14 protein-coding genes are annotated in these 25,933 nt (G+C 65.2%); 5 read left to right on the forward strand and 9 right to left on the reverse strand.

Annotated features, from left to right (window positions below; translation table 11 throughout):
• Positions 1–399: 399 nt before the first annotated feature.
• The 3 genes from VGV07_RS22040 (at position 400) to VGV07_RS22050 (ending at position 9,624) form a co-directional block, all read left to right on the forward strand.
• Positions 400–5,847 (forward strand): alpha-2-macroglobulin family protein, encoded by a 5,448-nt coding sequence (locus tag VGV07_RS22040; RefSeq protein ID WP_326870893.1) that lies wholly within the window; start codon positions 400–402, stop codon positions 5,845–5,847.
• Positions 5,844–7,970: a penicillin-binding protein 1C gene (pbpC, locus tag VGV07_RS22045; RefSeq protein WP_326870894.1), complete on the forward strand. Its 2,127-nt coding sequence runs from the start codon at positions 5,844–5,846 to the stop codon at positions 7,968–7,970. The genes VGV07_RS22040 and pbpC overlap by 4 nt, the downstream gene beginning before the upstream one ends.
• 892 nt (positions 7,971–8,862) lie before the next feature.
• On the forward strand, positions 8,863–9,624 hold the full coding sequence (locus VGV07_RS22050) for a Crp/Fnr family transcriptional regulator (RefSeq protein WP_326870895.1): 762 nt from the start codon (positions 8,863–8,865) through the stop codon (positions 9,622–9,624).
• Positions 9,625–9,879: 255 nt separating this feature from the next.
• Here VGV07_RS22050 and VGV07_RS22055 read toward each other — a convergent pair whose 3' ends face one another.
• The 9 genes from VGV07_RS22055 to VGV07_RS22095 form a co-directional block, all read right to left on the reverse strand.
• Entirely contained in the window at positions 9,880–11,733 is a 1,854-nt protein-coding gene (locus tag VGV07_RS22055) for a glucose/sorbosone family PQQ-dependent dehydrogenase (protein WP_326870896.1), read from the reverse strand.
• A gap of 179 nt (positions 11,734–11,912) precedes the next feature.
• A complete protein-coding gene (locus VGV07_RS22060; protein ID WP_326870897.1) occupies positions 11,913–12,743 on the reverse strand; it encodes an NAD(P)-dependent oxidoreductase in 831 nt (276 codons plus the stop codon).
• A 9-nt stretch (positions 12,744–12,752) separates the two neighbouring features.
• A complete protein-coding gene (locus tag VGV07_RS22065) occupies positions 12,753–13,718 on the reverse strand; it encodes a mannonate dehydratase (protein ID WP_326870898.1) in 966 nt (321 codons plus the stop codon).
• A 123-nt stretch (positions 13,719–13,841) separates the two neighbouring features.
• Positions 13,842–14,708 carry an ABC transporter ATP-binding protein gene (locus tag VGV07_RS22070; protein ID WP_326870899.1) on the reverse strand — a complete coding sequence of 289 codons (867 nt, stop codon included), beginning with the start codon at positions 14,706–14,708 and terminating at the stop codon, positions 13,842–13,844.
• A gap of 4 nt (positions 14,709–14,712) precedes the next feature.
• Positions 14,713–15,732 carry an ABC transporter ATP-binding protein gene (locus tag VGV07_RS22075; protein ID WP_326870900.1) on the reverse strand — a complete coding sequence of 340 codons (1,020 nt, stop codon included), beginning with the start codon at positions 15,730–15,732 and terminating at the stop codon, positions 14,713–14,715.
• A gap of 5 nt (positions 15,733–15,737) precedes the next feature.
• On the reverse strand, positions 15,738–16,652 hold the full coding sequence (locus VGV07_RS22080) for an ABC transporter permease (protein WP_326870901.1): 915 nt from the start codon (positions 16,650–16,652) through the stop codon (positions 15,738–15,740).
• A gap of 11 nt (positions 16,653–16,663) precedes the next feature.
• On the reverse strand, positions 16,664–17,662 hold the full coding sequence (locus tag VGV07_RS22085) for an ABC transporter permease (RefSeq protein WP_326870902.1): 999 nt from the start codon (positions 17,660–17,662) through the stop codon (positions 16,664–16,666).
• A gap of 70 nt (positions 17,663–17,732) precedes the next feature.
• On the reverse strand, positions 17,733–19,529 hold the full coding sequence (locus VGV07_RS22090; RefSeq protein ID WP_326870903.1) for an ABC transporter substrate-binding protein: 1,797 nt from the start codon (positions 19,527–19,529) through the stop codon (positions 17,733–17,735).
• Between the two features lie 800 nt (positions 19,530–20,329).
• Entirely contained in the window at positions 20,330–23,089 is a 2,760-nt protein-coding gene (locus VGV07_RS22095; protein WP_326870904.1) for a glycoside hydrolase family 2 protein, read from the reverse strand.
• A 129-nt stretch (positions 23,090–23,218) separates the two neighbouring features.
• Here VGV07_RS22095 and VGV07_RS22100 point away from each other — a divergent pair, with 129 nt between their 5' ends.
• Entirely contained in the window at positions 23,219–24,292 is a 1,074-nt protein-coding gene (locus VGV07_RS22100) for a LacI family DNA-binding transcriptional regulator (protein ID WP_326870905.1), read from the forward strand.
• 181 nt (positions 24,293–24,473) lie between these two features.
• Positions 24,474–25,688, forward strand: a complete 1,215-nt coding sequence (locus VGV07_RS22105; RefSeq protein WP_326870906.1) for a lytic murein transglycosylase — start codon at positions 24,474–24,476, stop codon at positions 25,686–25,688.
• The last annotated feature ends 245 nt before the right edge of the window (positions 25,689–25,933 follow it).

Raw genomic sequence — 25,933 nt, forward strand, 5'->3', positions numbered from 1 at the left:
GGAGGGGGCGGCAGGATACGCCGGTTTTTGGGGCCGCCCCCTCCACCAGCTTCGCTGGTCCCCCTCCCCCGCTGCGCGGTGGAGGACCACTGAGAGCCCGGTGGCTGTTCATATGCGATAGCCCTGCCCTTAAGGGGAGGGATTGAGGGAGGGGGTGGTGCAGTCAGCACCGAGCGTCCCTTACCACCCCCACCCCCAGCCCCTCCCCTCCTAGCGGACGCGTAGCGCCGCGGGGGGAGGGGAGCGGATAGAGCGCACGCTTCAGCGACAAATCCCCAGCATCTTACGCCCGTCATTCATTTGTCGTTCAGCCCCAGTCATCATAGGGTGAGCCAGAGGTATTCATACGATAGGGGTTTGGGAATGCAGCGGCTTTTTCGGTCGATCTGGTGGCTTGTCGTGGCCGGAACCCTAGCCCTCAGTCCCGCACATGCGGCTGATCGCAACATCACGCTGCTGCCCGGTACGGATCTCCCCGGTTTCGATTATTCGGTGCTGAAGGACGTCGATGTCGACGCCTGTTCTGCCGCCTGTACCGATGACAAGATCTGCCGCGCCTTCACCTATAACGAGAAGGCCAAGTGGTGCTTCCTCAAGGGCGATGTCGGCCCCGAGACGGCGTTCAAGGGCGCCACGTCCGGCCGTGTCGATTTCACCCCGCCGCTCGCCGAAACCGTCGAGGCGCGGTTGAGCGAGCTGCCGTTCCCGGCGCAGGACCTGGTCGATTCCGCCCGCTACATGGCGACCAGCCTGCCGCAGACCGATCCGCCGCCGCCGGATGTGACCTATGCCGACCTGGTCGCCGCGGGCGATGAAGCTGCGGCGCAGTCGAACCCCTCGGCCGCGATGGTCTCCTATCGGCAGGCGCTGGCGATCAACAAGAACGACCCCTCGGTGTGGCTGAAGCTCGCCGCCGAGGGCGAGGCCCGGATGGTGATCGAGGCGGCGGCCGGCAATGGCGTCTATGATCTTGCGGTCAACTCGTCCTATGCGGCGATGAATGCGCTGATGCTGTCCGAGACGGTGGCCGAACGCGCCGATGCACTGGGTGCACTCGCTGTGTCGCTGTCGCGCCGCGAGATGTGGCGCGAGACCATCGCCACTTATCGCGCGAGCCTCGCGCTGGTCGACAACGCTACGCGCGAAGCGGCGCTGGAAAAGGCCGTCGCCGAGCATGGCTTCCGCGTCACCTCGAACCAGGTCGATGCCGAGGCCGCCAACCCGCGGATCTGCGCGGTGTTCTCGGACTCGCTGCCCTCGGGCGACACGGATCTTTCCAGCTATGTCGTGGTCGACAACGCCCCGACGGTTGCCGTCGAAACCCAACAGAGCCAGATCTGCATCACCGGCGTCGAACATGGCCGGCGCTACCACATCAAGCTGCGTGCGGGCCTGCCCTCGGCCAATGGCGAAGAGCTGCGCTCGGATGTCGAGCTCGACCTTTTCGTGCCGGATCGCGCGCCGTTCGTCGGCTTTGCCAACAACGCCTATGTGATGCCCGCCGGGCTCGGCGGCGGCCTGCCGATCACCTCGGTGAACGCCAAGACCGCCGACGTGGTGATCTACCGGATCGGCGATCGCTCGATCGCCACCGCGGTGCGCCAGGGCATCTTCCAGCGCACGCTCGACGGCTATTCGGCCGAGGACGTCGCCAATTCGACCGGCGAGAAGACCTGGGAAGGCCAGGTCGACCTGGCGCAGGGCGCGCCCAACGCCATGACGGTGACCGCAATCCCGGTCGCCGAGATCGTCAAGGAACTGCAGCCGGGCGCTTATGTGGTGACCGCCAAGGTCAATGGCGTGCAGCAGGAATATTGGCGCGAAGTCGCGACGCAGTGGTTCATCGTTACCGACCTCGGGCTGACCACGGTCACCGGTGACGATGGCGTCCATGCGTTCGTGCGTTCGCTCACCAGTGCGCAGCCGGTGGCCAACGCCAAGGTGCGGCTCGTCGCCGTCAACAACGAGATCCTCGGCGAGGCGGTAACCGATGCCGATGGCCGAGCCGATTTCGCGCCGGGCCTGTCGCGCGGCGAAGGCGGGCGGGCGCCGCAGCTGATCACCACGGAGACCGATGGCGGGGATTATGCGTTCCTCGACGTATCGAAGGCAGCGTTCGATCTCACCGATCGCGGTGTCGAGGGCCGACCGTCGCCGGGTCCGCTCGACCTGTTCGCCACCACCGAGCGTGGCGTCTATCGCCCGGGCGAAACGGTGTTCCTCACGGCGATCCTGCGTGATGTGAAAGCCAAGGCGGTGACCGACCTGCCGCTGACGCTGGAAGTACAGCGCCCGGACGGGGTGATTTCCAGCACCGAATTGCTCAATGACGCCGGCGCCGGCGGCTATTTCAGCGCCGTGACGCTCGACCCCGAAGCGATGCGCGGCTCGTGGACCATGCGGCTCTATGCCGACCCCAAGGCTGACTCGCTGACCAGCGTCGGGTTTCTCGTCGAAGATTTCGAACCGGAACGGCTGGCCTTCGAGATCAGTGCGGCAGACGCGCCGATCAAAACCGGCGAAGTGACGCCGGTCGAGGTGACCGCCAAGTATCTCTATGGCGCCACCGCGCCCGACCTCGCGGTCGAGGCCGATGCGGTGCTGCGGCCGGTAACGTCGCTGCCGGCTTACCCCGGCTATACGTTCGGCCGGCTCGACGACACGTTCGAGACCTCGCGCGAGCCTCTCGGCGTCGTCGGCACCACCGACGAAGCCGGCAACGTCACTGCCGAAGTCATCGTCAGCGCGCCGCAGGCGACGACGCGGCCGCTCGAAGCGCAATTGATCCTTCGGCTCGTCGACAGCAATGGGCGCGCCATCGAGCGCAGCCTGACGCGTCCGGTGCTGGCCGATGGCAATCGCATCGGGCTGAAGCCGCAGTTTGCCGATGCCAGCGGGCTCGCCGAAGGCAGCCAAGCGATGTTCGACGTGATCGCGGTGGCGCCGGATGGCGCGACCGTCGATGAGGCCGGGCTCGAATGGTCGCTGTCGCGGGTCGAGACCACCTATCAGTGGTATCGCAACAGCGGTACCTGGAAGTGGGAAGCCATCACCACGACGCGTGAAGTGGCCAATGGCACCGTCGACGCGCTCGCCTCCGGCCCGGTGGCCGTCGGCGCCGCCGTCAACTGGGGCCAGTATCGGCTCGAAGTCACGAGCACCGGTGAAGGCGCTACCTCCTCGAGCTATGAGTTCTATGCCGGCTACTATTACCCGGAAGCGGGCTCCGACACGCCGGACACGCTGTCGGTGGCGCTCGACAAGCCAGCTTACCGGAAGGGCGAGACCGCCAACCTGAAGCTCGATCCGCAGTTCGCCGGCACCGCGCTGGTGATGGTGGTCGACGATCGCATCATCGCCATGAAGGCGGTCGAAGTGCCGGAAGGCGGCACCACCGTGCCGCTCGAAGTTACCGATGACTGGGGCCCGGGCGCCTATGTGACGGCGATGCTCTATCGCCCGGCCAGCGCCGAAGCCAAGCGGATGCCGGCGCGCGCGCTCGGCCTCGCTTTCGCCGATGTCGAGCCGGGCGACCTGAAGCTCGACCTGAGCCTCGATGCGCCCAAGGAAGCGCTGCCGCGCCAGGCCTTCACCACCACGGTGAAGCTCGCCAACGTCCAGCCGGGCGACAAGGCCTATGTCGCGGTTGCGGCGGTGGATCTCGGCATCCTCAACCTCACCAAGTTCCAGGTGCCGGATCCGGATGGCTGGTTCTTCGGGCAGCGCCAGCTCGGCGTCGAAGTGCGCGATCTCTATGGCCAGCTGATCGACCCGATGCAGGGCACACCCGGCGCGTTCCGCAGCGGTGGTGACGAGGGCGCCTCGCGCTTCGGCACGCCGCCGGCGACCACTGTCCTCGTGGCGCTGCATTCGGGCATTGTCGAAGTGGGGGCCGACGGCACCGCGACGATCAGCTTCGATATGCCGGACTTCAACGGCACGGTGCGGCTGATGGCGATGGCGTGGAGCGCCGGTGCCGTGGGTCATGGCTCCGCCGACGTGATCGTGCGCGATCCGGTGGTGGTGAACCTGAGCCCGCCGCGCTTCCTGCGCCTCGACGATACGTCGCGGCTGCTGGTCGAGGTCAACAACATCGCCGGCCAGCCGGGCACCTACAAGGTGGCTCTGGATACCGGCACGGGGCTCTCGACCGATGCGGCTGAGACTTCGGTGGACCTGCCGACGGGCGAGCGTACCGCGCTCAATCTCAGCCTTACCGGCACTGAGATCGGCGACCATACGCTCAAGGTGATCGTCACTGCGCCGGATGGGACAACGCAGACCAAGGAGCTGACGCTCGGGGTCCGCGCCGCCAGTGCACCGATGACCACCACGCAGCTGATCCCGCTGGAAGTGGGCGCGACGACGACGCTCGATAAGAGCTTGTTCGCCGACATGGTGCCGCATACCGGGGAACTGACGCTCGCAGTCGGGCCGATTGCCCGTCTCGATGTGCCGGGCCTGCTGATGCAGCTCGATCGCTACCCCTATGGCTGCGCCGAGCAGACCTCGAGCCGGGCCCTGCCGCTGCTCTATCTCAACGAAGTCGCCTCGATGATTGGTCTGGGCGATGACGAAGCGATCACCCAGCGGGTCAAGGACGCGATCAAGAACCTGCTCGCCAAGCAGACCTCCAGCGGCGGTTTCGGGCTCTGGGGACCGTATGACGGCACCGACCTGTGGCTCGACTCCTACGTCACCGAGTTCCTGCTCCGCGCCAGGGCGGAAGGCTACGACGTGCCGGATCTGGCGATGACCCGGGCGCTCGACAACCTCGGCAACCAGGTGTCCTACGCCACCGACTTCACGGTCGGCGGAGAGGACGTGGCGTTCGCGCTCTATGATCTGGCGCGCGCCGGCCGGGCAGCCATCGGCGACCTGCGCTACTATCTCGAGGCGCGCCTCAGCGCCTTCGGCTCGCCCTTGGCCAAGGCCCAGCTCGGCGCCGCGCTCGCCCTCTATGGCGACCGGACCCGTGCGGCGACAGCCTTCCAGGCAGCCGTCGAGGACCTTAGGGCCCGCGAGGATCGGGCGAAGTACCGCAACGACTACGGCAGCCAGTTGCGCGACACGGCCGGGGTGCTTGCACTCGCCGCCGAGTTCACGCCGTCGGGTGTCGATATCGGCGAGTTGACCAGCAAGCTCGCTACCTTGCGCGACAAGGAACGCTGGACCTCCACCCAGGAGGATGCGTGGACGCTGGTCGCCGCCTCGGCGCTGGCCCGCGAGGCAGGCGATGGTTCGGTGACGATCAATGGCGATCCGCTCACCGGCACCGTCTATCGCCGCTACGACCAGGAGGCGTTCGACAGCGAAACCGTCGAGATCGTCAACAACGGCAACCGTCCGACCGAGATGAAGGTGACCGTCACCGCCATCCCGGCGACCCCGCCGGCGGCGAGCTCCAGCGGCTTCACCATCCAGCGGGATTACTACCTGCCGAATGGCGAGCCCGCCGACCTCAGCAATGTCCGCCAGAACGATCGCTTCGTGGTGGTGCTGACGACGCAGCCGACCCAGCTCGGGTCGGGCCAGTATGTGGTGGCCGATCCGCTGCCGGCCGGGTTCGAGATCGAGAACCCCGACCTGCTGCAGGGCTCGGGCGTCGCCGACCTCAGCTGGCTCACCGTCGATACGCCGGCGCATGTCGAATCGCGGACCGACCAGTTCGTCGCCGCATTCAGGTTCACCTCGGCCGCCAGCAGCGTCACCACCGCCTATATGGTGCGTGCCGTCTCGCCGGGCAGCTTCGTGATGCCGGGCGCCACGGTCGAGGACATGTACCGGCCGGAGCTGCGCGCCAATACCGACGCGGGCCAGATCGAGGTCGGCGCGACCGGGCCATGAGCACGGCCGAACCCAAACAGCAGCTCCGGCGCCCACGCGCGCCGGGGCTCTTTACTGCGACGCTGATCGTCCTCGCCGGCGTGGCGCTGGTCGGCAGCCAGTATGGGCTCGCCGTGCTGCGCGATATCCGGGCAACGCTGCCGCCCACGCCGGTGGTGTCGGCGGTGCCAGTATCGACCGCGGTGGTCGACAATGCCGGGCTGCTGCTCCGGCCGTTCACTACCGCCAATGGGCGCTGGCGGCTGCCGGTGACGATCGCCGAGGTCGACCGGCGTTTCATCGACATGCTGCTGGCCTATGAGGACCAGCATTTCAACGAGCATCACGGCATCGACTGGCCCTCGATGCTGCGCGCCGCGGTGCAGTATGTCGGGGCAGGGCGGATCGTCTCGGGCGGCTCCACCCTCACCATGCAGGTGGCGCGGCTGATTGGCGGCGAGCCGACCCGCAACATGGCCGGCAAGCTCCGTCAGATGGTGCATGCCGACATGCTGGAGCACTCCCTCAGCAAAGACGAGATCCTGACGCTCTACCTGACGCTCGCCCCCTATGGCGGCAACATCGAAGGCATCCGCGCGGCGAGCCTCGCCTATTTCGGCAAGGAGCCGGGGCGGCTGACCACGGCCGAATGCGCGCTGCTGGTGGCGCTGCCGCAATCGCCCGAAGCGCGGCGGCCGGATCGCGATGTCGAAGTGGCGAGGGCTTCGCGCAACCTGGTGCTCGACCGGATGGTCGGCGCCAAGGTGATCAGCGCCGAGGAGGCCGAGGCCGCCAAGCTCGAACCGATGCCCAAGGCAAGACGCGATTTCCCGATGTACGCCGCGCATCTCGCCGAGGCGGCGGTGCAGGCGCACCCCAATGCACGCAAGATCGAGTTGACCATCGAGCGGAAATTGCAGGCGAAGCTCGAGCGGCTCGGCGCCGACCGGGCGGCGCAGCTCGGCTCGAAGCTCTCGGTGGCGATCGTCGTCGCCGACCAGCAGACCGGCAATATTCTCGCCTCGGTCGGCTCCGCCGGGCTCTTCAACGCCGAAAGCGACGGCTATGTCGATATGACCGAGGCAGTGCGCTCGCCCGGCTCGACGCTGAAACCGCTGATCTATGGCCTCGCCTTCGAACTCGGGCTCGCCCATCCCGAGAGCCTGATCGAGGATCGGCCGACAGCATTCAACGGCTATGTGCCGGTCAATTTCGACGGTTTCAACCGCGGCACGGTGTCGATCCGGCAGGCGCTGACGGAATCGCTGAACATTCCCGCTGTGGTGGTGCTCGATGCGGTCGGCCCGGCGCGGCTGGTGGCGCGGATCAAGCGGGCACATGCCGCGGCGCGGCTGCCGGCCGACACGGCGCCGAGCCTGGCGGTCGGATTGGGTGGGGTCGGCGTGACGCTACGCGACCTCGTTTCGATCTACGCGGCGATCGGCCGGGGCGGCACCCCGGTGGTGCTGCGCGATGGGGTGAAGGCAGTGGCCGAGGAGACCGAGACACCGGCGCCGGTGCTCGATCCGATCGCTGCCTGGTATGTCGCCAGCATCCTTGCCGACGTGCCGCCGCCGCTCAATGGCTCGGCCGGGCGCATCGCCTACAAGACCGGCACCTCCTACGGCTATCGCGATGCCTGGGCCATCGGCTTTGACGGCAAGACCGTTATCGGCGTGTGGGTCGGCCGGCCCGACAATTCGCAGATCCCCGGGATCACCGGTTTCGGGGCGGCGGCACCGATCCTGTTCGAGGCGTTCGACCGGCTGGCCGAAAAGACCGTGCCGCTGCGTGACGCACCGCGGGGGACGATCTTTGCCTCCAACTCCGAACTGCCGCTGCCGCTCCGTCGCTTCCGCCATCCCGACGAGCAGAAGGTGAAGCGCGATGCAGCGCCACAGATCGCCTATCCGACCGACGGCGTCGACGTCGATCTCGGTCTTGCCTCGGGCAACGAGGCGCCACTGATCGTCAAGGTGCGCAACGGCGTGCCGCCCTTCACCTTCTTCGCCAACGGTGCACCGTTCGGACGTTCGGCCTTTGCCCGGCAGAACAGCTGGCGCCCGGATGGGCCGGGGTTTGTCACGCTATCGGTGGTAGATGCCGAGGGCCGCTCGGATACGGTGAAGGTGTTCCTGGACTAGCGCTGGACATGCCGGTTCGACGAGGGGCCGGCGCCGTCGCGCTTGACCGTCCGACCGGGAATCCTCGTCCGGTTGATCCGCATTCGCCGCCAATTAGATAAGACTGCCGGCAATCGGCTTCACCAAAATGGAACGGCGCCACCGGGATACTGCGCCGGCCTCACTTGGCCGCTCGGCCGACGATCCCGCCGAGCGGCACCATTCCGGACATCCTGCCGTTGCGTGTACGAGAGGCCAATCTCGACAGCGTCCTATGCTGATTTCCGCACCGCGAGGGCCGACGTGGCGGGCAGTTGTCGTGCCTCCACGTTAGCAAGACAAAGCTGCGCCGCGAGGAATGCGCCCCAAGGGTCGACCAGCTGCGTGGCAGGTCGAGGAGGCCGGCATCTCTCCCAATATTTCCAGCGTGCGAAAGTGTTCCATAAGCGCGCCGCCAGTTTCTGTCGGCGCAAGCTTCGCCGGCATGATCTCGGCGGTTTTCTTGAATTGCGATGCTGCTCGATTGCGCGTTGCCTTGATCGAGTGCGGTCTCTGATGTAGCTTCGCGGTGCGTCGACAATATCAATGGCCACTCGGTACGGTTTGGTACCGTCCAGCGAAAGTATTCCGCCGAGCTCACGGCGTATTGTCGGAGCTGCTCGCAACATCTTTGAGGCACCTCGCAGAGCGACGATCCGTTGCGAGGGATCGGCGAGCAACCACGCGGCAGAAGCCGCCAGCGCACGGACCGCTGCCTAGCGAGGGCAGCCGCGGCGCGAGAGGGAACCTGCGGGGGGCGCAGTTTCACCTGACATTGGTGTTTTTGGCATGAGCAGTCGCCCATGGCCATTTGCGTCGGCCCCTGAACAGGCAAGCAATTGGCGGGGGCTGCGCGAAACAGGAGCGCAGACGCTTGTCTTTTCTGTCACCGCGGTTCGAGAACGGTTTGCTGTCGCGACTCTCAGGCCAGGACCTGGCCCTGCTGGGACCGATGGAGCGAGTGGAGCTTGCCCCCCACAACGCGCTTGAAGTGGCCAATCGCAGCGTCGAGTCGATCTATTTCATCGAGCGCGGCTTCGCCTCGGTGGTGGCCGACGATGCCGATGGCGGCATCATCGAGGTTGGGCTGATCGGGCCCGAAGGCATGACGGGCCTTGCAGTGGTACACGGGGTGGAAAAGACCCCGTTCAGCACCGTGGTACAGGGCGGCGGCAGCGCGGTGCGGGTCGACCCCGGGCACCTGCGGGCGGCGCTCACCGACAGCCCTTCGCTGCACCAGCTGTTCATGCGCTATGCACAGGCTTTCGCAGTGCAGGTGGCCTCCACTGCCTCAGCCAACGGCCGGCTGTTGCTCGAGCAGCGGGTGGCCCGCTGGCTGCTGATGGTCGGCGATCGGCTGGGCGAGTCGTTCCAGATCACGCACGAGTTCCTCTCGATAATGTTGGCAGTCCGTCGCGCCGGAGTGACGCGGGCCCTGCAGGACCTCGAGGCGCGTGGACTGATCCGCACCATGCGCGGCATCGTGGCGATCATCGATCGCAACGGCCTCGCCGAGTTCACCAACGGCGCCTATGGCCTCGCGGAGAAGGAATATGCAGCGCTGCTCGGACCGGAGAACGAGCCGCAGGCGGTCGAGGTGCGGGAGCCCAAGTACTATCGAAAGGTGAGCTACTGAGGGTCAGGGCGTTTGGGGAGGCATGATAGGCTCACCAAACTCGGTGTCATCCCAGCGAAAGCTGGGGACCCATTTCTCCGCTGGTGCGGGCTGCGAGTTGGGTCCCAGCTTTCGCTGGGATGACACCGGTGGGTGGGAGGCTTCGGGGATCAGTTCGGCTATCGGATATGGCGCTTGGGCACCGCGCCGAGCACCCCAGAAACAGCGAGGGGCTCCCGTCGGAGCCCCTCTTTTCGTTGCGCAAAGTCTCGCGTCCTATTTCGCGATCACCATTGCCTCGAGCTTCGCCACGTCCGCCGGCAGCTCGGCATCTCCGGCGGCTAGGCCGTTGACCGAGAGGATATAGGCGACGAGAGCGGCGTAGGTTTCGTCGCCCAGTTCGCCCGGCCGCGAGGGGGGCATGCGGTCGTGGACGTGGGTGTAGAGCGCGCCGACGGTCTGGCCCACCCACTTGCCCTCGAAATAGGCGCCGGCCAGCGGCGGGCCGTAATTGGCGCTCACCAGGTCCGGGCCGTGGCAGGAGACACAGTTGGCGTCGTAGGCGGTCTTGCCGCGCGCTGCCTGCTCCGCCGTGAAGCTGGCCGGCTCGCCCGTCGCTGCGGCGGTCGCCGCTTCGGCAGCCGGAGCCGCCTCCGTCGTCGTCGCAGCCGCTCCATCACCCTCGCCGGTATAGGTGTAGACGAGGATGGCGCCGGGGTTCTGGAGCGTCGTGCCGGCGCCGCCATCCATAGTGCCGACGAGGCCGCTGACGTCGGTCGCCACATACATGGTCTTCATGTCGGGGCTGAGCGCCATGTCGCGCAGGCGGTTCTCGGACTGGAAGTAGCGCTCGATCGGGCCGGCGGCAGTCTTGCCGTCAGCCGCCAGCGGCACGCGGTAGATCGAGCCGCGCTTCAGCGTGGTGATGAGCAGCGAGTTCTCCCAGCCGGGGATACCCTCTCCCGCTTTGGGGAAGTAAGCCTGCATCGACGAGGTGGCGACGGTGGGCCAGCAGATGAAGTCGATGCCGCCGCAGGCCGGATCGGTGAAATCCCAATCGCTGGGGACGGTGAACAGCGTGGCGAGCGGATCGTGCTGTTCGCCCGGCCACTTGCTTTCGTCTTCGACCGGCACCGAGGGGTCGATGGTGATGTCGGAGAAGGTCAGTTGTGCGCAGGGCGTGGTGGCGAGGTCCCAGCGCGCCATCTGGTAGGCCTTGTCGTCCCTGAAGCCGACGACATGCGGCCAGCCGTAATTGTCGCCGCCGACCAGCACGTTCACTTCGTCATCGGTCTTGGGCCCCTGCTCGGAGGCGTAAAGGGTGCCGTCGGGGCCGAAGTCGATGCCCTGCATGTTGCGGTGGCCATAGGTGAAGACGTGGCTCTTGACCCCATCGATCTCGGGATTGTCCTCGGGGATCGAGCCGTCGAGATTCAGCCGCAGCGACTTGCCCTGGTAGGCGATCCAGTTCTTGGCCGCGAGTTCGTCGGCGGTGGGCAGGCGCTGTGCTTCGATCGGGATGCACCAGTTGCCGAGCTGGCCCTTACCGCCATCGCCGATGGTGTAATAGAGCTTGCCGTCGGGGCCGAACTTCAGCCGGCCGGAGTTGTGATCGTTCTGTCCGGGCATGCCGGCAATGATCACCTGCGGGTCGCTCAGCGTGCCGGACGCCTTGTCGTAGCTCAGCCGGACGATCTTGGCGAAGAGGTTGGCATAGGGGCTGAACGGGTCCTTGACCCATTCATGCTTGGGCAGCTCTTTGTCGACGTAGGTGTAGGCCGCATAGACGTAGTCGTTGCCGGTGTCTTTCAGCAGGCCCGGATCGAGCGCCATGCCGAGCAGGCCGTCCTGGCCGCCGGGGGCCGAGACTTCCTCGATGTCGATTGCCACCTGCTTGGTACCGTCGGCCGGGTTGACGCGGGTGATCTTGCCGCCGACGCGCTCAGTGAGCCACAGCCAGCCGTCGGGGCCCCAGGTGATCTCCCACGGGCCCTCGAGGCCATTGGTCAGTTCCTTCATTTCGAACTGCTTGGTGCCGGCCACCGCCGAATCCGGTGTGTCCTGGGCGAAGGCAGGCAGCGCCATCCCGAACAGAGCGATAGCGAGGGCAAACCTTGCGGAAAGTCTCATTGGGCGTTCCTCCAGTGTAACGGGCCAGTCCATGAATTGTCGCGCTTTCGAGCTGGAAAGGTCTGCTGGCTTTCCTGAAAGCGCTCAACGATCCAACCCGCAGTGAAGCAGGTCGGTTCCAAGCTGGTAAAACAGTAGCGAAGCCAGCGTGTGGCAGGCGTTACCCCGCCACGGCTGCATCACGGCTGGTCGTGCTTCCAGCCCAGGATGCGCTCGGCCTTGGACGAGTTGAAGAAGGCCTTGCGACCGCTGAGATCGCCCTTGATCGGAATGCCGGGGAAGTATTTCTCGGCGGCCTCGAGGCTGGGGATATCGATCGTGGTGTCGGGCGCGACGATGTAGAAGGCCTCGTGCCCCTTGAACTTGCCCTCGAGGCTCAGAAGGCACGCCCGCGCCGCCGCATCGAAGCGCGTATAGGCGAAGAGGTGCTTTTTCGGCGAGGCCGAGTTCGGGGTGAAGTTGCGGGCCGCCAGTTCGCGCTCCGGCACCACCCAGTGAAAGCGCATCGAGGCGATGGAGATATCTTCCCAGCGCCGGGCGAAGGCGTCAGCCTGGGCCTCGCAGATCCATTTCGAGAGGCTGTAGGGCTCCTCGGAATAGTTGGCATGCTCCTCGTCGATCGGCAGGTAGTCGTAATGCGGATCGCGGCTGTAGGAATGGCCGATGGCGTTGACGCTCGAGGCCTGGCAAATGCGCATGATGCCGTTGTCGACGGCGGCCTGCAGCGCATTGTAGCTGCCCACCACATTGTTGTTGTGGACCACATGGTCGGGGTGCCGGCCCGGCGAGGGGATGGCGGCCATGTGGATCACCGCGTCGCAACCGGCGAAGGCGGCGACGAGCTTGTCAAACTCATCCATGTCGGCCTGGATGAAATGCAGGTCCCTGGTCTCTTCGGTCTCGGGCGCCGCGACGCGATCGATGCAGACCAGGTCGTGACCTTGCTTGCGCGCCTCGGCGATGATGGCGCGGCCGACGCCGCCGGATGAACCGGTGAGTGCGATCTTCATGGTGATATCTCAGCTCGAGTAGACGGCTTCGTGGAGGCCGCGGATATAGCCGATGGCATAGAGCCGGCCGAAGGCGGAATACCCGGCATTCTCGTTGCTGTCGCCTTCCACTGTCGGGACGTGATCGGGGCGCAGCACGCCGTCGAAATCGATGTCCTTGTAGGCGCGCATGGTGGCGAGCATGTCGGTCTTGCCGGCGTCGTGCCAGGTTTCGTGGAAGTTGGTCGGCACGCCTTCGACGTCGCGGAAATGCACAAAGCTGATCTTCTTCTTGCCGAAGCCGCGGATCACCTTGGGCAGGTCGTCGGTCATCAGGGTGAAGTTGCCCTGGCAGAGCGTGATGGTGTTGTAGTCCGATGGCAGCATGTCGACGAGGCGCTGGAAGTTCGGCACCGTGCGCATGATGCGGGAGACGCCCTTGATCGGGGTGATCGGCGGATCGTCGGGGTGCATGGACAGCTTGACGCCGGCCTTCTCGGCCACCGGCAACACGCGGCGGAGGAAATATTCCAGCGTTTCCCAGAGCTTTTCCTCCGAGATCGGCGGGTTCGAGGTGATGCTGTCGGGCACGTCGTTGACGTTGAAGGCCGTCACCACGGAACCACCACGGCTGGGCAGCGCCATATTGGTGCGCACCCAGTTGAAATCGGTCATCCACTCGTAGCACCAGACCGGGATGCCGAGCTTGCCCATATTGGTGATGAGCTCGCAGACCACATCGATCTCGGCGTCGCGCCCCTCGAGGCCACGCTTGGCGAGGTTCAGTGGCGGACGGGCCTCGATGACGCGGATCTCGTAGCCACCCTTCTCGTACTCGTCCTTCATGCGCGAGAGCGCCGAGAGCGACGAAACGCGCTCGTTGGCCTGGAGGCTGTCGAAGGGCAGGCCGGCCACGGCAAGGTCGACGCCGCACTGCTTGGCGAGCTTCCAGACGGGTGAGTATTTCGGAGGGATGACCTCGGCGATTTCGAGCATGTCGATACGATCTCAAAAGTTGGTGCGGCAAATATCGGGCCGCGGTGGACGCAACTATGCCGGCCGCTGTGAACGGCCGGCGCTATGGTTTTCGCCTGCGTGGGGACAGGCTTGTGCAGCAGCCTAAGGCGTCGGCGCGTCGGCGCGGAACTCGGCCTGCGACTCCTTGGAGCGGACCGAGTGCTGGCCCCATTTCTGATCGAGATTGGGCCAGGGGATCGAGTCGACGAGCAGCCTCGTATAGGCGTGCTGCGGGTTGCGGATCACCGTCTCGACATCGCCCTTTTCCACCACGTCGCCGCGGTACAACACCGTGATGGTGTCGGCGACATGGTAGGCGGTGGTCAGGTCGTGGGTGATGTAGATGATCGTCACGCCATGGTCGCGGTGCAGGTTCTTCAGCGACTCGAGGATGTTGGCGCGGAGCGAGGCGTCGACCATCGACACCGGCTCGTCGGCGATCAGCAGCTTGGGCTTCAACAGCAGAGCGCGGGCGACGTTGATGCGCTGGCGCTGGCCGCCCGAGAGCTGATGCGGGAAGCGGCCGAGCACGTCCTCCGGGCGGAGGCCCACCGCGGTCAGCGCCTCGTCCATCCTGTTGCGCGCGTCCTTGCCGGATTTGGCCAGCTTGAACTGCTTGATCGGCACGGTCAGCAGGTGGTCGACGGTGTAGAACGGGTTGAACACCGCAAACGGATCCTGGAACACCGCCTGCACTTCGCGGCGATAGGCCATGCGCTCGGTGCCGCGCAGCGTCGTGATGTTCTTGCCGCGATAGAGGATCTCGCCGGTGGTGGGGGTGATGAAGCCCAGCACCAGCATGGCGAGCGTGGTCTTGCCCGAGCCGGATTCGCCGGCGACGGTCAGGATCGAGGGATTGTCTTCGGGCAAGATCAGGTTGAACTCTTTGAGCGCAACCTTGGCGTGCGGGGACAACAGGCCGCGCTGGTAGACCTTGGTGACGTTACGAATTTCCAAGAGGTTGGACACCGGCTCAGCTCTCCTGGTCGTAGATATGGCAGGCGACGAGGCGCCCGCCCGGCAGCACATTCACTTTGGGCTTTTCGGAGCGCGAGCGATCCGATGCGAGCGGGCAGCGCGGATGGAAGGCGCAGCCCGAGGGCAGGCGGAGCAGCGAGGGGGCAAGCCCCGGGATGCCCTTGAACTGACCGCGGTTGTCGAGGGTGGGCAGGCTGGAAATCAGCGCCTGCGAGTAGGGGTGCTTGGGATCGGTGAACATCTCGCGCACCGTCGCAACCTCGACCAGCCGGCCGGCATACATCACAGCCACCCGGTCCATGGTCTGGGCCATCAGCCCCATGTCGTGGCCGATCAGGATGACGGCCGAGTTCAGCTCGTCCTGCACCTTGTCGATGGTTTCCATCACCTGGCGCTGCGTGACCACGTCGAGGGCACTGGTCGGCTCGTCGGCGATGATCACTTCGGGGCGCAGCAGGATGCCGATGGCAATACAGACGCGCTGCTTCATGCCACCCGACAGCTCGTGGGCGTACATGTGGAAGACGCCGGGATCGAGATCCACGGATTTCAGCGCCCAGACGCAGCGATCATTGATCGCCTGGCGGCTCTCTCCCGAGAGGTGGGATTTGATGGCGTCGACCATCTGCTCGCCAATCCGGGTGACCGGGTTCAGCGAGTTCATGGCGCCCTGCGGGATATAGGCAATCTTCGAAAGCCGCGCCTTGCGCATGCCTTCGTCGTTGAGCGACTGCAGGTCGGTGCCGCCAACCCACACATGGCCGCCTTCGATCCGCCCCGGCGGCTTGATCATGCGCATCATGGCAAGCGCCAGGGTGGATTTACCCGAGCCGGATTCGCCCACCATGCCCATCTTCATGCCGGCTTCGAGGGTGAAGCTGACATTGTCGAGGGCGCGGGCGCGACCGAGGTCGGTGTAGTAGGTGACCACCAGATCCTCGACCCGCAGGATGGGGCTGGCGGCCGCCGCGGCCGGATTGCGGCTCGCAGCGTTTTCCGTGGTTGCAAGGTTCATCGTCATTACTCCGTCTTGCGCACGCGCGGATTGGCCAGTTCGTCGAGGCCCATATTGATGAGGGCGAGCGAGGCGAGGATCAGGATCATCCCGATGGACGGCGCGATCGGCCACCACCACCAGCCGTTGAAGAAGGCGCCCTGCAACTGGGCGGCCCAGATGATGTTGCCGAGCAGCGGCTCACGCAGCGGCCCGAGACCGAGCACGGCGAGGTAGAACGATGCGAAGACTGCGGCGAACACCTGGCCGACGAAGGCCGCGGCGATGAACGGCAGCAGGTTGGGCAGGATCTCCTTGAAGATGATGCCGATATCGCTGACGCCCGAGAGCTTGGCGACCGAAACGAACTGTCGCTCCTTCATGGTCAGCACCTGGGCGCGGATCACCAGCGTTGGCCCCATCCAGGCCAGCATCACTACGATCAGCGCCATGGTGACGATGGTGACGTCGCGCTTGTCGAGCGAGCCGGCGACGACCACCTGGATCAGCAAGACCGGGATTGGCGTCAAAATCTGGCAGATGGTGCGGATGGTCGAGTCGATCCAACCGCCGAAATAGGCCGAGGTGAAGCCGAGGACGACGCCGATCAGGGTGCCCAGACCGCCGGCGATGACGCCGATGACAGCAGTCTGCCACATACCGACGACCATCGCCGCCAACAGGTTACGGCCGAAGAAGTCGGTACCGAACGGATATTGCAGGCTGGGCGGCTTCTTGGTGGCCACCGATAGCGGATAGGCGTGCTTGGGGTTGATGGTCATCAACCCGATCACGGTGAACAGGATCAACCCGAGCAGGATGATGAGGCCGACGGCAAGGCCCTTGTTCCGGCGGAGATAGCGCAGGAACAGCGTCAAGCCGCTGGGCTGCTCCATCGAAACGTCTGCGGTCGCCGGTGCGGTAGCGGTAATGGTGGACAATTTTCCGATTCCTACTGGTTGCGCACGCGTGGGTCGAGCAGCGGATAGATGAACTCGAGCACCGCCATCAGCACCGCAATGGCGATGGTGATGAACAGCACGATCCCGTAGATGGTGGGGAAGTCGTTGGACCGGATGGCGTTGTTGAGCACGGTGCCAAGGCCGGGCAGGCCGAACAGGCCTTCGACGATGATCGCCGACGTGACAACCGTGCCGAGCGCCAGCGCCAGGCCGGTTACCTGCGGAAGCAGGGTGTTCCTGAGGTAGTAGTCGCGGAAGATGCGCCCACCGGTCAGGCCCTTGTGTTCGGCGAAGTTCACGTAGTCCTCACCCTGGATGGTAACACCCATGCCGCGCATCGACAGCACCCAGCCGCCGACGGAGCCAAGGATGAGCGCCAGGCCAGGCAGCAACTGGTGCCGCAGCAGATCCAGTGCGAATTCCCATGACCAGTTCGGCACCACGCCGATCGAGTAGGCGCCGCCCAGCGGCAGGAGCTTCAGACGGAAGCCGATAAAGAACAGCAGCAGCACGCCCATGATGACGGGCGGCACGCCGGTCAGCAGCACGAAGGGCGTGGCGATCGAGCGCACCCAGCGGGGCGCCTTGGGCCATGCCGACACGGCGCCGAGCAGGTTGCCGATGATGAAGCTGAGAATGGTGGTGACCAGCAGCAGGCCGAAGGTCCAGGGCAGGGCCTGGCTGATGATGTCGGTAACCGTCGCGGGATAGCGGTTCAGCGAGTAGCCGAAATCCATGCGCACGATGTTGCCGAGATAGTTCCAGTACTGCTCGAGCAGCGGCTTATCGAGGCCGAACTGCTCGTTCATGTTGGCGATGAGTTTTTCGATATCGCCGGGAGCGAAGCCGCCGGAGCGCGCCAGCTCGGCGAAGCGCTCGCGGATGGCGTTACGGGGGCTGAGGCGGGGGATGAAGAATACGATCGTGGATGCGGCCCAGATGACCAGAACCAGGAAGGAGAGGCGCTTGGCAATCAGCTTGAAGTTCACTCGGTCAACTCCGGCACGGTGAGATCAGAAGGAGTGCGCGCGGACGCGCACTCCGATGTCGATGCTCAGCTTACTGCGCGCCCGAAGGCTGCAGCGAGGTGATGACCAGCAGGCCGGTGTGGGCCCAGAACGCGCCATTGGTGCCCATTGCGGGGTTCTCGGCGGTCGGCCAGTTCTTCCAGTAGTGCTGGTTGTAGGCGATGCGGTGCAGCCACTGGATGATCGGGATATCGATCTGGTCGCGCCAGTAGATGCCCAGAGCCTTGGCGGCGCCTTCCTGGAACTTCGGATCGTCCGACGAGAGCGGAGCGATTTCGTCCAGGATCTGGTCGTATTCCGGGTTCTTGTAGCGCGAGAACCGGTTGTTGCCGGCCGAGGTGCCGATGGCTTCGCTGTACTTGCCGTGGAAGAGGTTCAGGGCCTCGAACGGGTCGTAGAGCGATGCGCCGTGGCCGAACATGTAGAGGCCGGCCTTGCCGTCCGCCATGTTCTGGTAGGCGTCCGGACCGAAGTTGATCGCGGCGTCGAAGCCGCCCTGGCGGAGCATTTCAACCAGGATCGGCACGATGTCGGAGTGGATGCCTTCGAAGCCCTGGATGGTGGCGTCGATGGTCTTGCCATCCTTCTCCCACAGGCCGTCGCCGTTCATGGTGTAACCGGCTTCGGTCATCAGCTTGTTGCTCTGCTCGGGGTCGAACAGGCGCGGCTGGTACTGCTCCTCGAGCGCCTTGACGGCGGGCGAGTCAGCAAAAGCCTGCAGGTTCGGGTAGAGCGGGAACGGATAGATCGTCGCGATCGGAGCGCCTTCATACAGGATGTCGTTGATGACATCGCGGTTGATGACGAGGCTCATCGCACGACGGACGTTCGGGTCGCTGTACGGCTCGAGCTGGGTGTTCATCCACAGCGAGTTCGGCCACCAGTCAAGGTAACCGAACGGCGATTCCGAACCGGTATGCGTGGTGATTTCCGGGTTCTGGGCAAGGATGTTGCCGATAACCGAGGAACGCATGTCGAGGGCGGAGTCGAACTCGTTGTTCACGACGCGCTGGGCGACGGTGTCCATCGAGACGCCGGTGATGTTGGCGATGATGACGCGCTTGACTGCCGGCTCGGCAATACGGCCGGCCTTAACGGCCCACCAGTCGGGACGGTAGTCGAAGATCTTCTGGTTGGCGTTCCACGCCTTCAGGTCATACGGACCCGAGTGCGGGATGTCGATCGAGCCGGGTTCCATATTCACGTCGGGCTTCGACGACAAATAGTCGGCCGGGACGATCGGGATGCCGGTATCGAACTTCTCGGTCAGCACTTCGAACTTGAAGCGCGGGGCCGGGGCCTTGAAATTCACCTTCACGGTCAGGTCGTCGACGATATCGGTCGAGGCGACGAACTGGCTGAAGTGCGCGTTGTAGGGCAGCTTGGAGTTGTTCAGCTGGCCATCGAAGGTGAACTTGACGTCCTTGGAGGTGACGGGAGTGCCGTCAGACCACTTGGCGTCCTTGTTCAGCTTGATCTCGAGCGCGGTGAAGGTGTCGTCGGTGTATTCCATGCTGTCGGCCAGCCACGGAACATACTCGCCCTTGAAGATGGCGAAGTACATCAGCGGCTCCCACATGAAGGCGTTGCCTTCCTGGTGGGTGTAGCCGGGCAGGGCCCACGGGTTGGTGACGCCGATCGGCGAGGACAGCGCAACACCCCAGCCAAGAACGACGGTCTGGTTGCGCGGCACTTCGGGAAGTGGCGTCGCCGGAGCGATTTCCTTCGGCGCTGTGGCAGCGAGCGGGCTTTGCGCCAGCGCTGCCAGCGGCGATGCCATGACGCCGAGCGCCAGCAGTGCCGCGGTGATTGTTCTACGTTTGACCATGTGACAGAGTCTCCCTTGACTGTCGACGAAAGCTAGACGTCGCCTTGAGGCGACAATGTTTGAATTGTGGGTCCCATCGACCCCGTTAAGCCCCACACCTCCCCAAGATAATCTTGTTATCCTGCGATCGCTCCTTGGGTGCTGGGCGGTTCGGCCGGCCGGTGGATCGTGCGCCCCTGAGGCGCCATCGACCTACGTTGATGCCCTCGGGCCTGAAGGTTCGCCGATCCCCTGCTGAAGGATCGTGGCGGTACCAGCTTCGCAGTGATTGCGCCGAGCCCGGATCGGGTTTTCAGCGCGTCGGATTTCGTCGGCTGCCTGGGTGCAGGAGCCGTTCCGCCACTCATCGCGTTACGCTGGCACTGCCCATCGGACAGTCAGATCGTGCCCTGCGGCATTGGCTTGGCGTCTCCCCCACCAAAGTCGGCAACTCCCTCCAGAGCACCGGCTATTTCTCCCAATATTCCCAAGCGTTAGACGCGCCTGAGGGTTGAGTCAACAGCTGGAATGGTAGTTCGGGCGGCTCCCGGGTCCGGAAATTCGCTCGACAACTCGAAGCGCTTTGAATGTGCGGGGTTTTTTGGATCGGCGCAAGCTGTGTATCAATCCAACAATATAATGTGCGATCGGCGGTGTCCGCGTGGATCGTGCCGGGAATCTCGTCGTTCGCACGTTCACCGGGCTTTGCGGCCGTCGAAGCGGGAGCCGAAACGCCGGCTGCGCCCGCGCTCGATGCAGTCCCCGGGGGATCAGCCTTTGGTGCTGGCCCGGTTCGCGTGTTTCACACCCGGTGATCCGATTCAGCTCTCCGCCGCTGCCCCGACCTCAAGATTTGCCGCGCTGGTGACGAGGCCGTCGAGCAGTGCCGCGGCCACCGGATCGGCGCCTGGGGCGTCATTGGTCAGGCGGAAGGTAGTGACCACCAGTCCGCCCTTGCCGACGCGGCGGCGGGCGATGGTGGCGGCCGGCTTGTTGATCCAGCCGATCACTACTCCGGCATCGATCAGCCCGTCATATTCCCAGGAGCGGAAACCGGTCAGCACGTGGTGCGGCACGACGCGATCGAAAGAGACATCGAGCAGTGGGCCACCGGGCAGGGCGGCAAACGCCCCCGTCCGCTTGATCCAGGAGAAGTTGGCGATCCAGTCGCCGCGCCACAGCGTGCCATCGCGCAGCACGAGGCCGATATTGGGGAGTTGGGTCTCGGCGCCGAGATGACGGGCTCGCTCCTTGCCGGCCGGCATGGTCGGTGGCTCGGCGCGCGGCGGATCGGTCCTGAGGTTGCGGTGCGTCTCGACCGAGCCATCGGCCAGCACCAGGTAGCGGGCGCCATGACGCATCGCTTCGATATCGGCGGCGCCGAGCGCGTGGGTGAGCACCAGGTCGGCAGAAGCCGCATCCGAGGTCACCACATAGCCGAGACCCTTGGCGTAGTCCGCGAGCTCGGGGTCGGCAGCGGCGATCTTTGCGGGGCCGGCGGTGCGCTTCGAATAGACCGAGACGTGGATCTCGTTCTTGGCCAGCAGCTTGCCGCCTGCCTCGAGCCGCAGTGCGATAGAGGCGACGCGGGCCTCACCACCGAGGGTGATTGCGGTGGCGCCGAGGTCGGCGACGGCGAGGCCTTCGGTCGCCGGCACGTCGAGCTTGCCGCTCGCGCCATCGACCGACCAGCTGAGCGTCGCGCCGGCCGGCACCGCCTTGCCGCCGGTCGCGACCTTGAGGCGCAGCGCGATGCTGTCGCCCGAAGTGACAGCGTGGTGCTCGAGTTGCGGTACGATCACCGTGTCGGTGTTGATCTCGGCGAAGCGATCGTGGAAGGCGCGCGGGTTGCGGTTGATGTCTAGCAGGCCGTTGGCCTCCCAGTGCACGTCGGTCATCTCGGTGATGACGTAGCCCTGGATCGGCGCGTGGGCGCGCATCGACTCGATCTCGTATTTGAGATTGGCGAACTGGTACCACTGCACATCGGTGATGAAGTCGTCGAAGCTCCGGAACACCTTGTCGAGGTGGTAGGTGGCAAAACGGTTCTGGATGCCGTGCGGGTAGGCCGCGCCATCGCCCCAGTTGCCGCCGGTCTCGGCCCACCAGGGCTCCTCGCCCGCAGGGGTCTTGACCTGATCGGGGTGCGGCAGGCCCCAGACGCCGAACTCGGAGACCACCAGCGGCTCGTCGCCGCGGCGCTCGCCGTCGCCATAGGGCGTCCAGGTCCAGTCGGGAGCGCCGGCGAATTCCTCGGTGAGCTTTTCCCACTCGGGGCGGCGCTCGGGCACCGAACGGTAATAGTGATAGTCGTTGATGTCGGTCTTGACGTGGAAGTTCGGGATACAGGCCGAGTTGTCGACGACGAGACGGCGCGGATCCCTGGCCTTCAGCCAGTCATAGGTGTCCTTGAGCCACTGGCGGTGATCGGCATTCTCGATCAGCCGGGTGCCCCAATCTTCGTTGATGATGGTCCAGGCAATGATCGAGGGGTGGTTGCCATCGCGCGCGATGATGCCGGCCATGGTGTCGCGCATGCGCCCGGCGGCGGCGGCACTGAAATACTGGACGTTGGGGATCTCGGTCCAGATCAGGACACCGAGACGGTCGGCGACTTCGTAGTAGCGCGGGTCGGGCACCTTGATGTGGACGCGCAGCAGGTTGAGGCCGAGATGCTTGGCCTTTCTGAGCTGATCTTCGATGAAGGCCAGCGAGGGCGGCGTGCAGATGCCGTCCGGGTAGTAATCCTGATCGAGCGCGCCACGCAGGTAGAGCGGCTGACCGTTGAGGAAGAACTTGCCGTCGCGGGTCTCGATCTTCCTAAATCCGAAGCTATGTGTGGTGGTGTCCACGACTTCGCCGCCGGCGACGAGCTCGAGCTTGAGGGCGTGGAGGTTCGGCGTCTCGGTCGACCACAGCGCCGGGGAGTTGAGCTTCAGCGTCAGCGCAGTGCCGGTGGTCTCCGCAGCGAGGCCGCCCACGGTGGCGCGCACGGTGGCGCCAGCTGCAGCGGCCGAGAGGGTGAGCGCCAGCGCGACTTCACCAGTGTCGGGGTTGGCGTCGATCGCCACATGAGCGATGTGCCGCGTGTCGCGCGCCAACAGCTTTACCGATTGCCAGATGCCGCCGAGCGGGCCGTACCAGCTCTGCTTGCCGTGCGGGACTTCGCCGAACGGGTAGTCGGGATAGGCCTCGGCGTCGCCGCTCGGCAGCGTCACATGTACTTCGAGCGCGCTTTCGGAAGGGGTGCCCTCGGGGATCACGAACTCGAAGGGCAGGTAACCGCCTTCATGCGTGCCGAGCACGCGGCCGTTGAGCCGGACTTCGGAGAAGTAGTTCACCGCACCGAAGCGGAGGACGATCTCGCGCCCCTGCCAGGCCGCCGGGATCGACAGCTGACGGGCATAGATGGCCTTGCCGGTGGCATGGTGCAGGTCGGCGAACTCAGCTTGCCAGGGGCCGGGGACCGTCGCAGTGCGCCAGTCGCCATGGCCGTCGAGCCGGAAGCGCCACGCGCCGTCGAGCGAGATTTCCTCGCGTGCGTTTGCGCTAGCCTTGGTGGCCGTAGTCTCGCCGATCATCTGGTCCTCCCCCAGTGCTAATATTTATTAGCAGTTGGCTATGGCTAGCGGCTTTTCGCTCACCCTGCAAGGGCTATGGGTGCTAATGAGTTTAGCAGGCGAGTTGCACACCGAGCGTCGGGCCTGATAATGCTGCGCTACGAAGACGCTGAAGAAAACGCTTCGACGATGTCGGGGGAAGCGGTGGCGAAACGGCCGACGATGATCGAGATCGGTGAGCGTGCGGGGGTCTCGCAGGCCACGGTGTCGCTCGTCCTCAACCGGGTGCCGAACGCACGGGTGGCCGAGGCGACGCGCCTCCGGGTGCTCGAGGCGGCTGACGCGCTGGGCTACCGCAAGGGGCCGCAGCACCAAGTACCCGAGAACCGGACGCGCGTGATCGGCCTGCTTATCGACGAGGTCAGCACCACGCCGTTCGCTGCGCCCTTCATCGAAGGGGCGCGCGAGGAAGCAGCGCTGCAGGATGTGGTGGTCGCGACGTTTTCGACCCGCTCCGACCCCAAGCTCGAGAGCCTGGCGCTCGACATGCTGCTCGGCAACCAGGTCATCGGCGTGCTCTATGCGAGCCTCGTGACCCGACCGGTCGAAGTGCCCGAGCGCCTGCGCGACATCCCGACCGTGCTGCTCAACTGCTATGACAGGAAGCGCTACTATCCTTCGGTGGTGCCGGCCGATGTCACCGGCGGCTTTGCCGCGACCGAAGCGCTGCTGAAGGCCGGCCATCGGCGCATCGCCCACCTCGCCGGCGAGAGCTGGATCGAAGCGGCCGACGACCGCGAGCGCGGCTACCGCCAGGCGCTGGCCTCGTGGGATGTGCCGGTCGACGAAGACCTCATCATGCGCGGCGGCTGGACCATCCATGGCGGACGCGACCTGACGGCGCGGTTGCTCGATATGCCCAACCCGCCGACGGCGATCTTCGCCTTCAACGACCGCATGGCGGTGGGCGCCTACGATGCGTTGCGCCTACGTGGGCTGCGGGTGCCGGACGATATGTCGGTGGTGGGCTTCGATGACGAAGACATCAGCATGTACATGAACCCGCCGCTTTCCACCGTCGTGCTGCCACACGAGGAAATGGCGCGCTGGGCGGTCGGCACCCTGCTTGACGAGCAGCTCCCCGCCGCCTCGCCACGGCGGGTGAAGATCGAGTGCCCGCTGATCAGCCGTGGGTCGATCGGGCCGGCGGCGGTGCGGGCCTAATAGCGAACGGCCGCCGCCTCGTGCGGAGTTGACCTGCCTCCGTCGATCACGCGATCGCGAACACGTGGGTAACGCGATCTTAATTTCGTTGCGGAAAATAGACGAGAAACCGTCGGCCAAGTGTGCCGGCAGACTGGCCCAGCGTTCTACCGGGTCGCCCCTCTTGTGCAGAGGCGCTTTCATGTACCGTGTCAACAAGCCGATCGAATTCTCTGTTTCCCGTCGTAGTTTTGGTATTGGCGCTGCTGCGCTGATCGCTTCGTCGGCGTTCACGCCGGCCTTTGCCAGCGTCGGTGGCTTTGTCGACCAGACCTGGCAGCGGGCCAAGGCGCGGGGCGTGTCGAAGCGGGTGTTCGATATCGCCATGGGCGATTTCAAGCCGATCGGCTCGGTGCTCGACCTCAGCAAGAAGCAGCCGGAATTCGTCTCGACCGCGGCCGACTATGTGGTCAAGCGGGTCAGCGACACGCGCATCAACACCGGTCACGACATGCGCAGCGAATGGGCCAAGACGCTGAAGGCGGTGAGCGAACGCTACGGCGTGCAGGGCGAGATCATCCTCGCCATCTGGGGCATCGAAACCAATTTCGGCGGGTTCCTCGGCGGCACCAACACGGTGCATGCGCTGGCGACGCTGGCCTATGGCGGCTATCGCGCCGACTTCTTCGGCTCGGAACTCATCACCTCGCTCGAGATCCTCGAGGGTGGGCATGTGCGCGCCAAGGACATGGTCGGTTCGTGGGCCGGAGCCATGGGCCTGCCGCAGTTCATGCCGTCGAGCTTCATGAGATACGCCGTCGACTTCAAGGGCGATGGCCACAAGGACATCTGGGGCTCGGTGCCCGACGCGCAGGCCTCGATCGCCAACTACCTGAAGTCGTTCGGCTGGCGGCCAGGTGAAACGTGGGGTTACGAGGTAAAGCTCCCACGCGACTTCAACTACCAGAACGTCTGGCAGGGCCTCACCGCAACCTTGGGCGACTGGCGTGGGGTCGGCGTGACGCGCGCCAACGGCAAGCCGTTCCCGCGCGACAGCGATACCGCCCGGCTCTACATGCCGATGGGCGGCAACGGCCCGGTGTTCGCCGTGCTGCCGAATTTCGGGGTGATCAAGCGCTACAACAACTCCGACAGCTACGCGCTGGCGGTGGGACATCTGGCCGACCGCATCATCGGCGGCAGAGGTTTTTCGGTCGCCTGGCCGAAAGACACCGCGCTCAACGCCGATGGCCGGAAGCAGGTGCAGGCGCGGCTGCTGAAGAAGGGCTACGAGATCGGCAAGCCCGACGGCGAGATCGGGCCCAAGACCCGCGCCGCAGTGATCGACTGGCAGACGCGGGCGGGGTTGCTGCCGGATGGGCACGTGTCGGGGAACTTGCTGAACGCGCTGAGCTAGGGCGCGATTTCTCAGTCGTCGCCTCCCTCCCCCTTGAGGGGAGGGATTGAGGGAGGGGGTGGTGCGGTGATCACCGATGGACCCCCACCCCCAGCCCCTCCCCTCAAGGGCTACGACATGCACACATCGTTGTTGAAGAGAGGGTTTCGGTCTGATTCCCTGGCCTTTGCATAGGAGGGCGGGATGGAGTTGGGACTGGGCCATTTCGGGGATTCGCGCCTCGAAAAAGGGGGATCTTTCTTCTG

This window comes from Devosia sp., from assembly GCF_035944845.1.
Classification (GTDB): Bacteria; Pseudomonadota; Alphaproteobacteria; order Rhizobiales; family Devosiaceae; genus Devosia_A.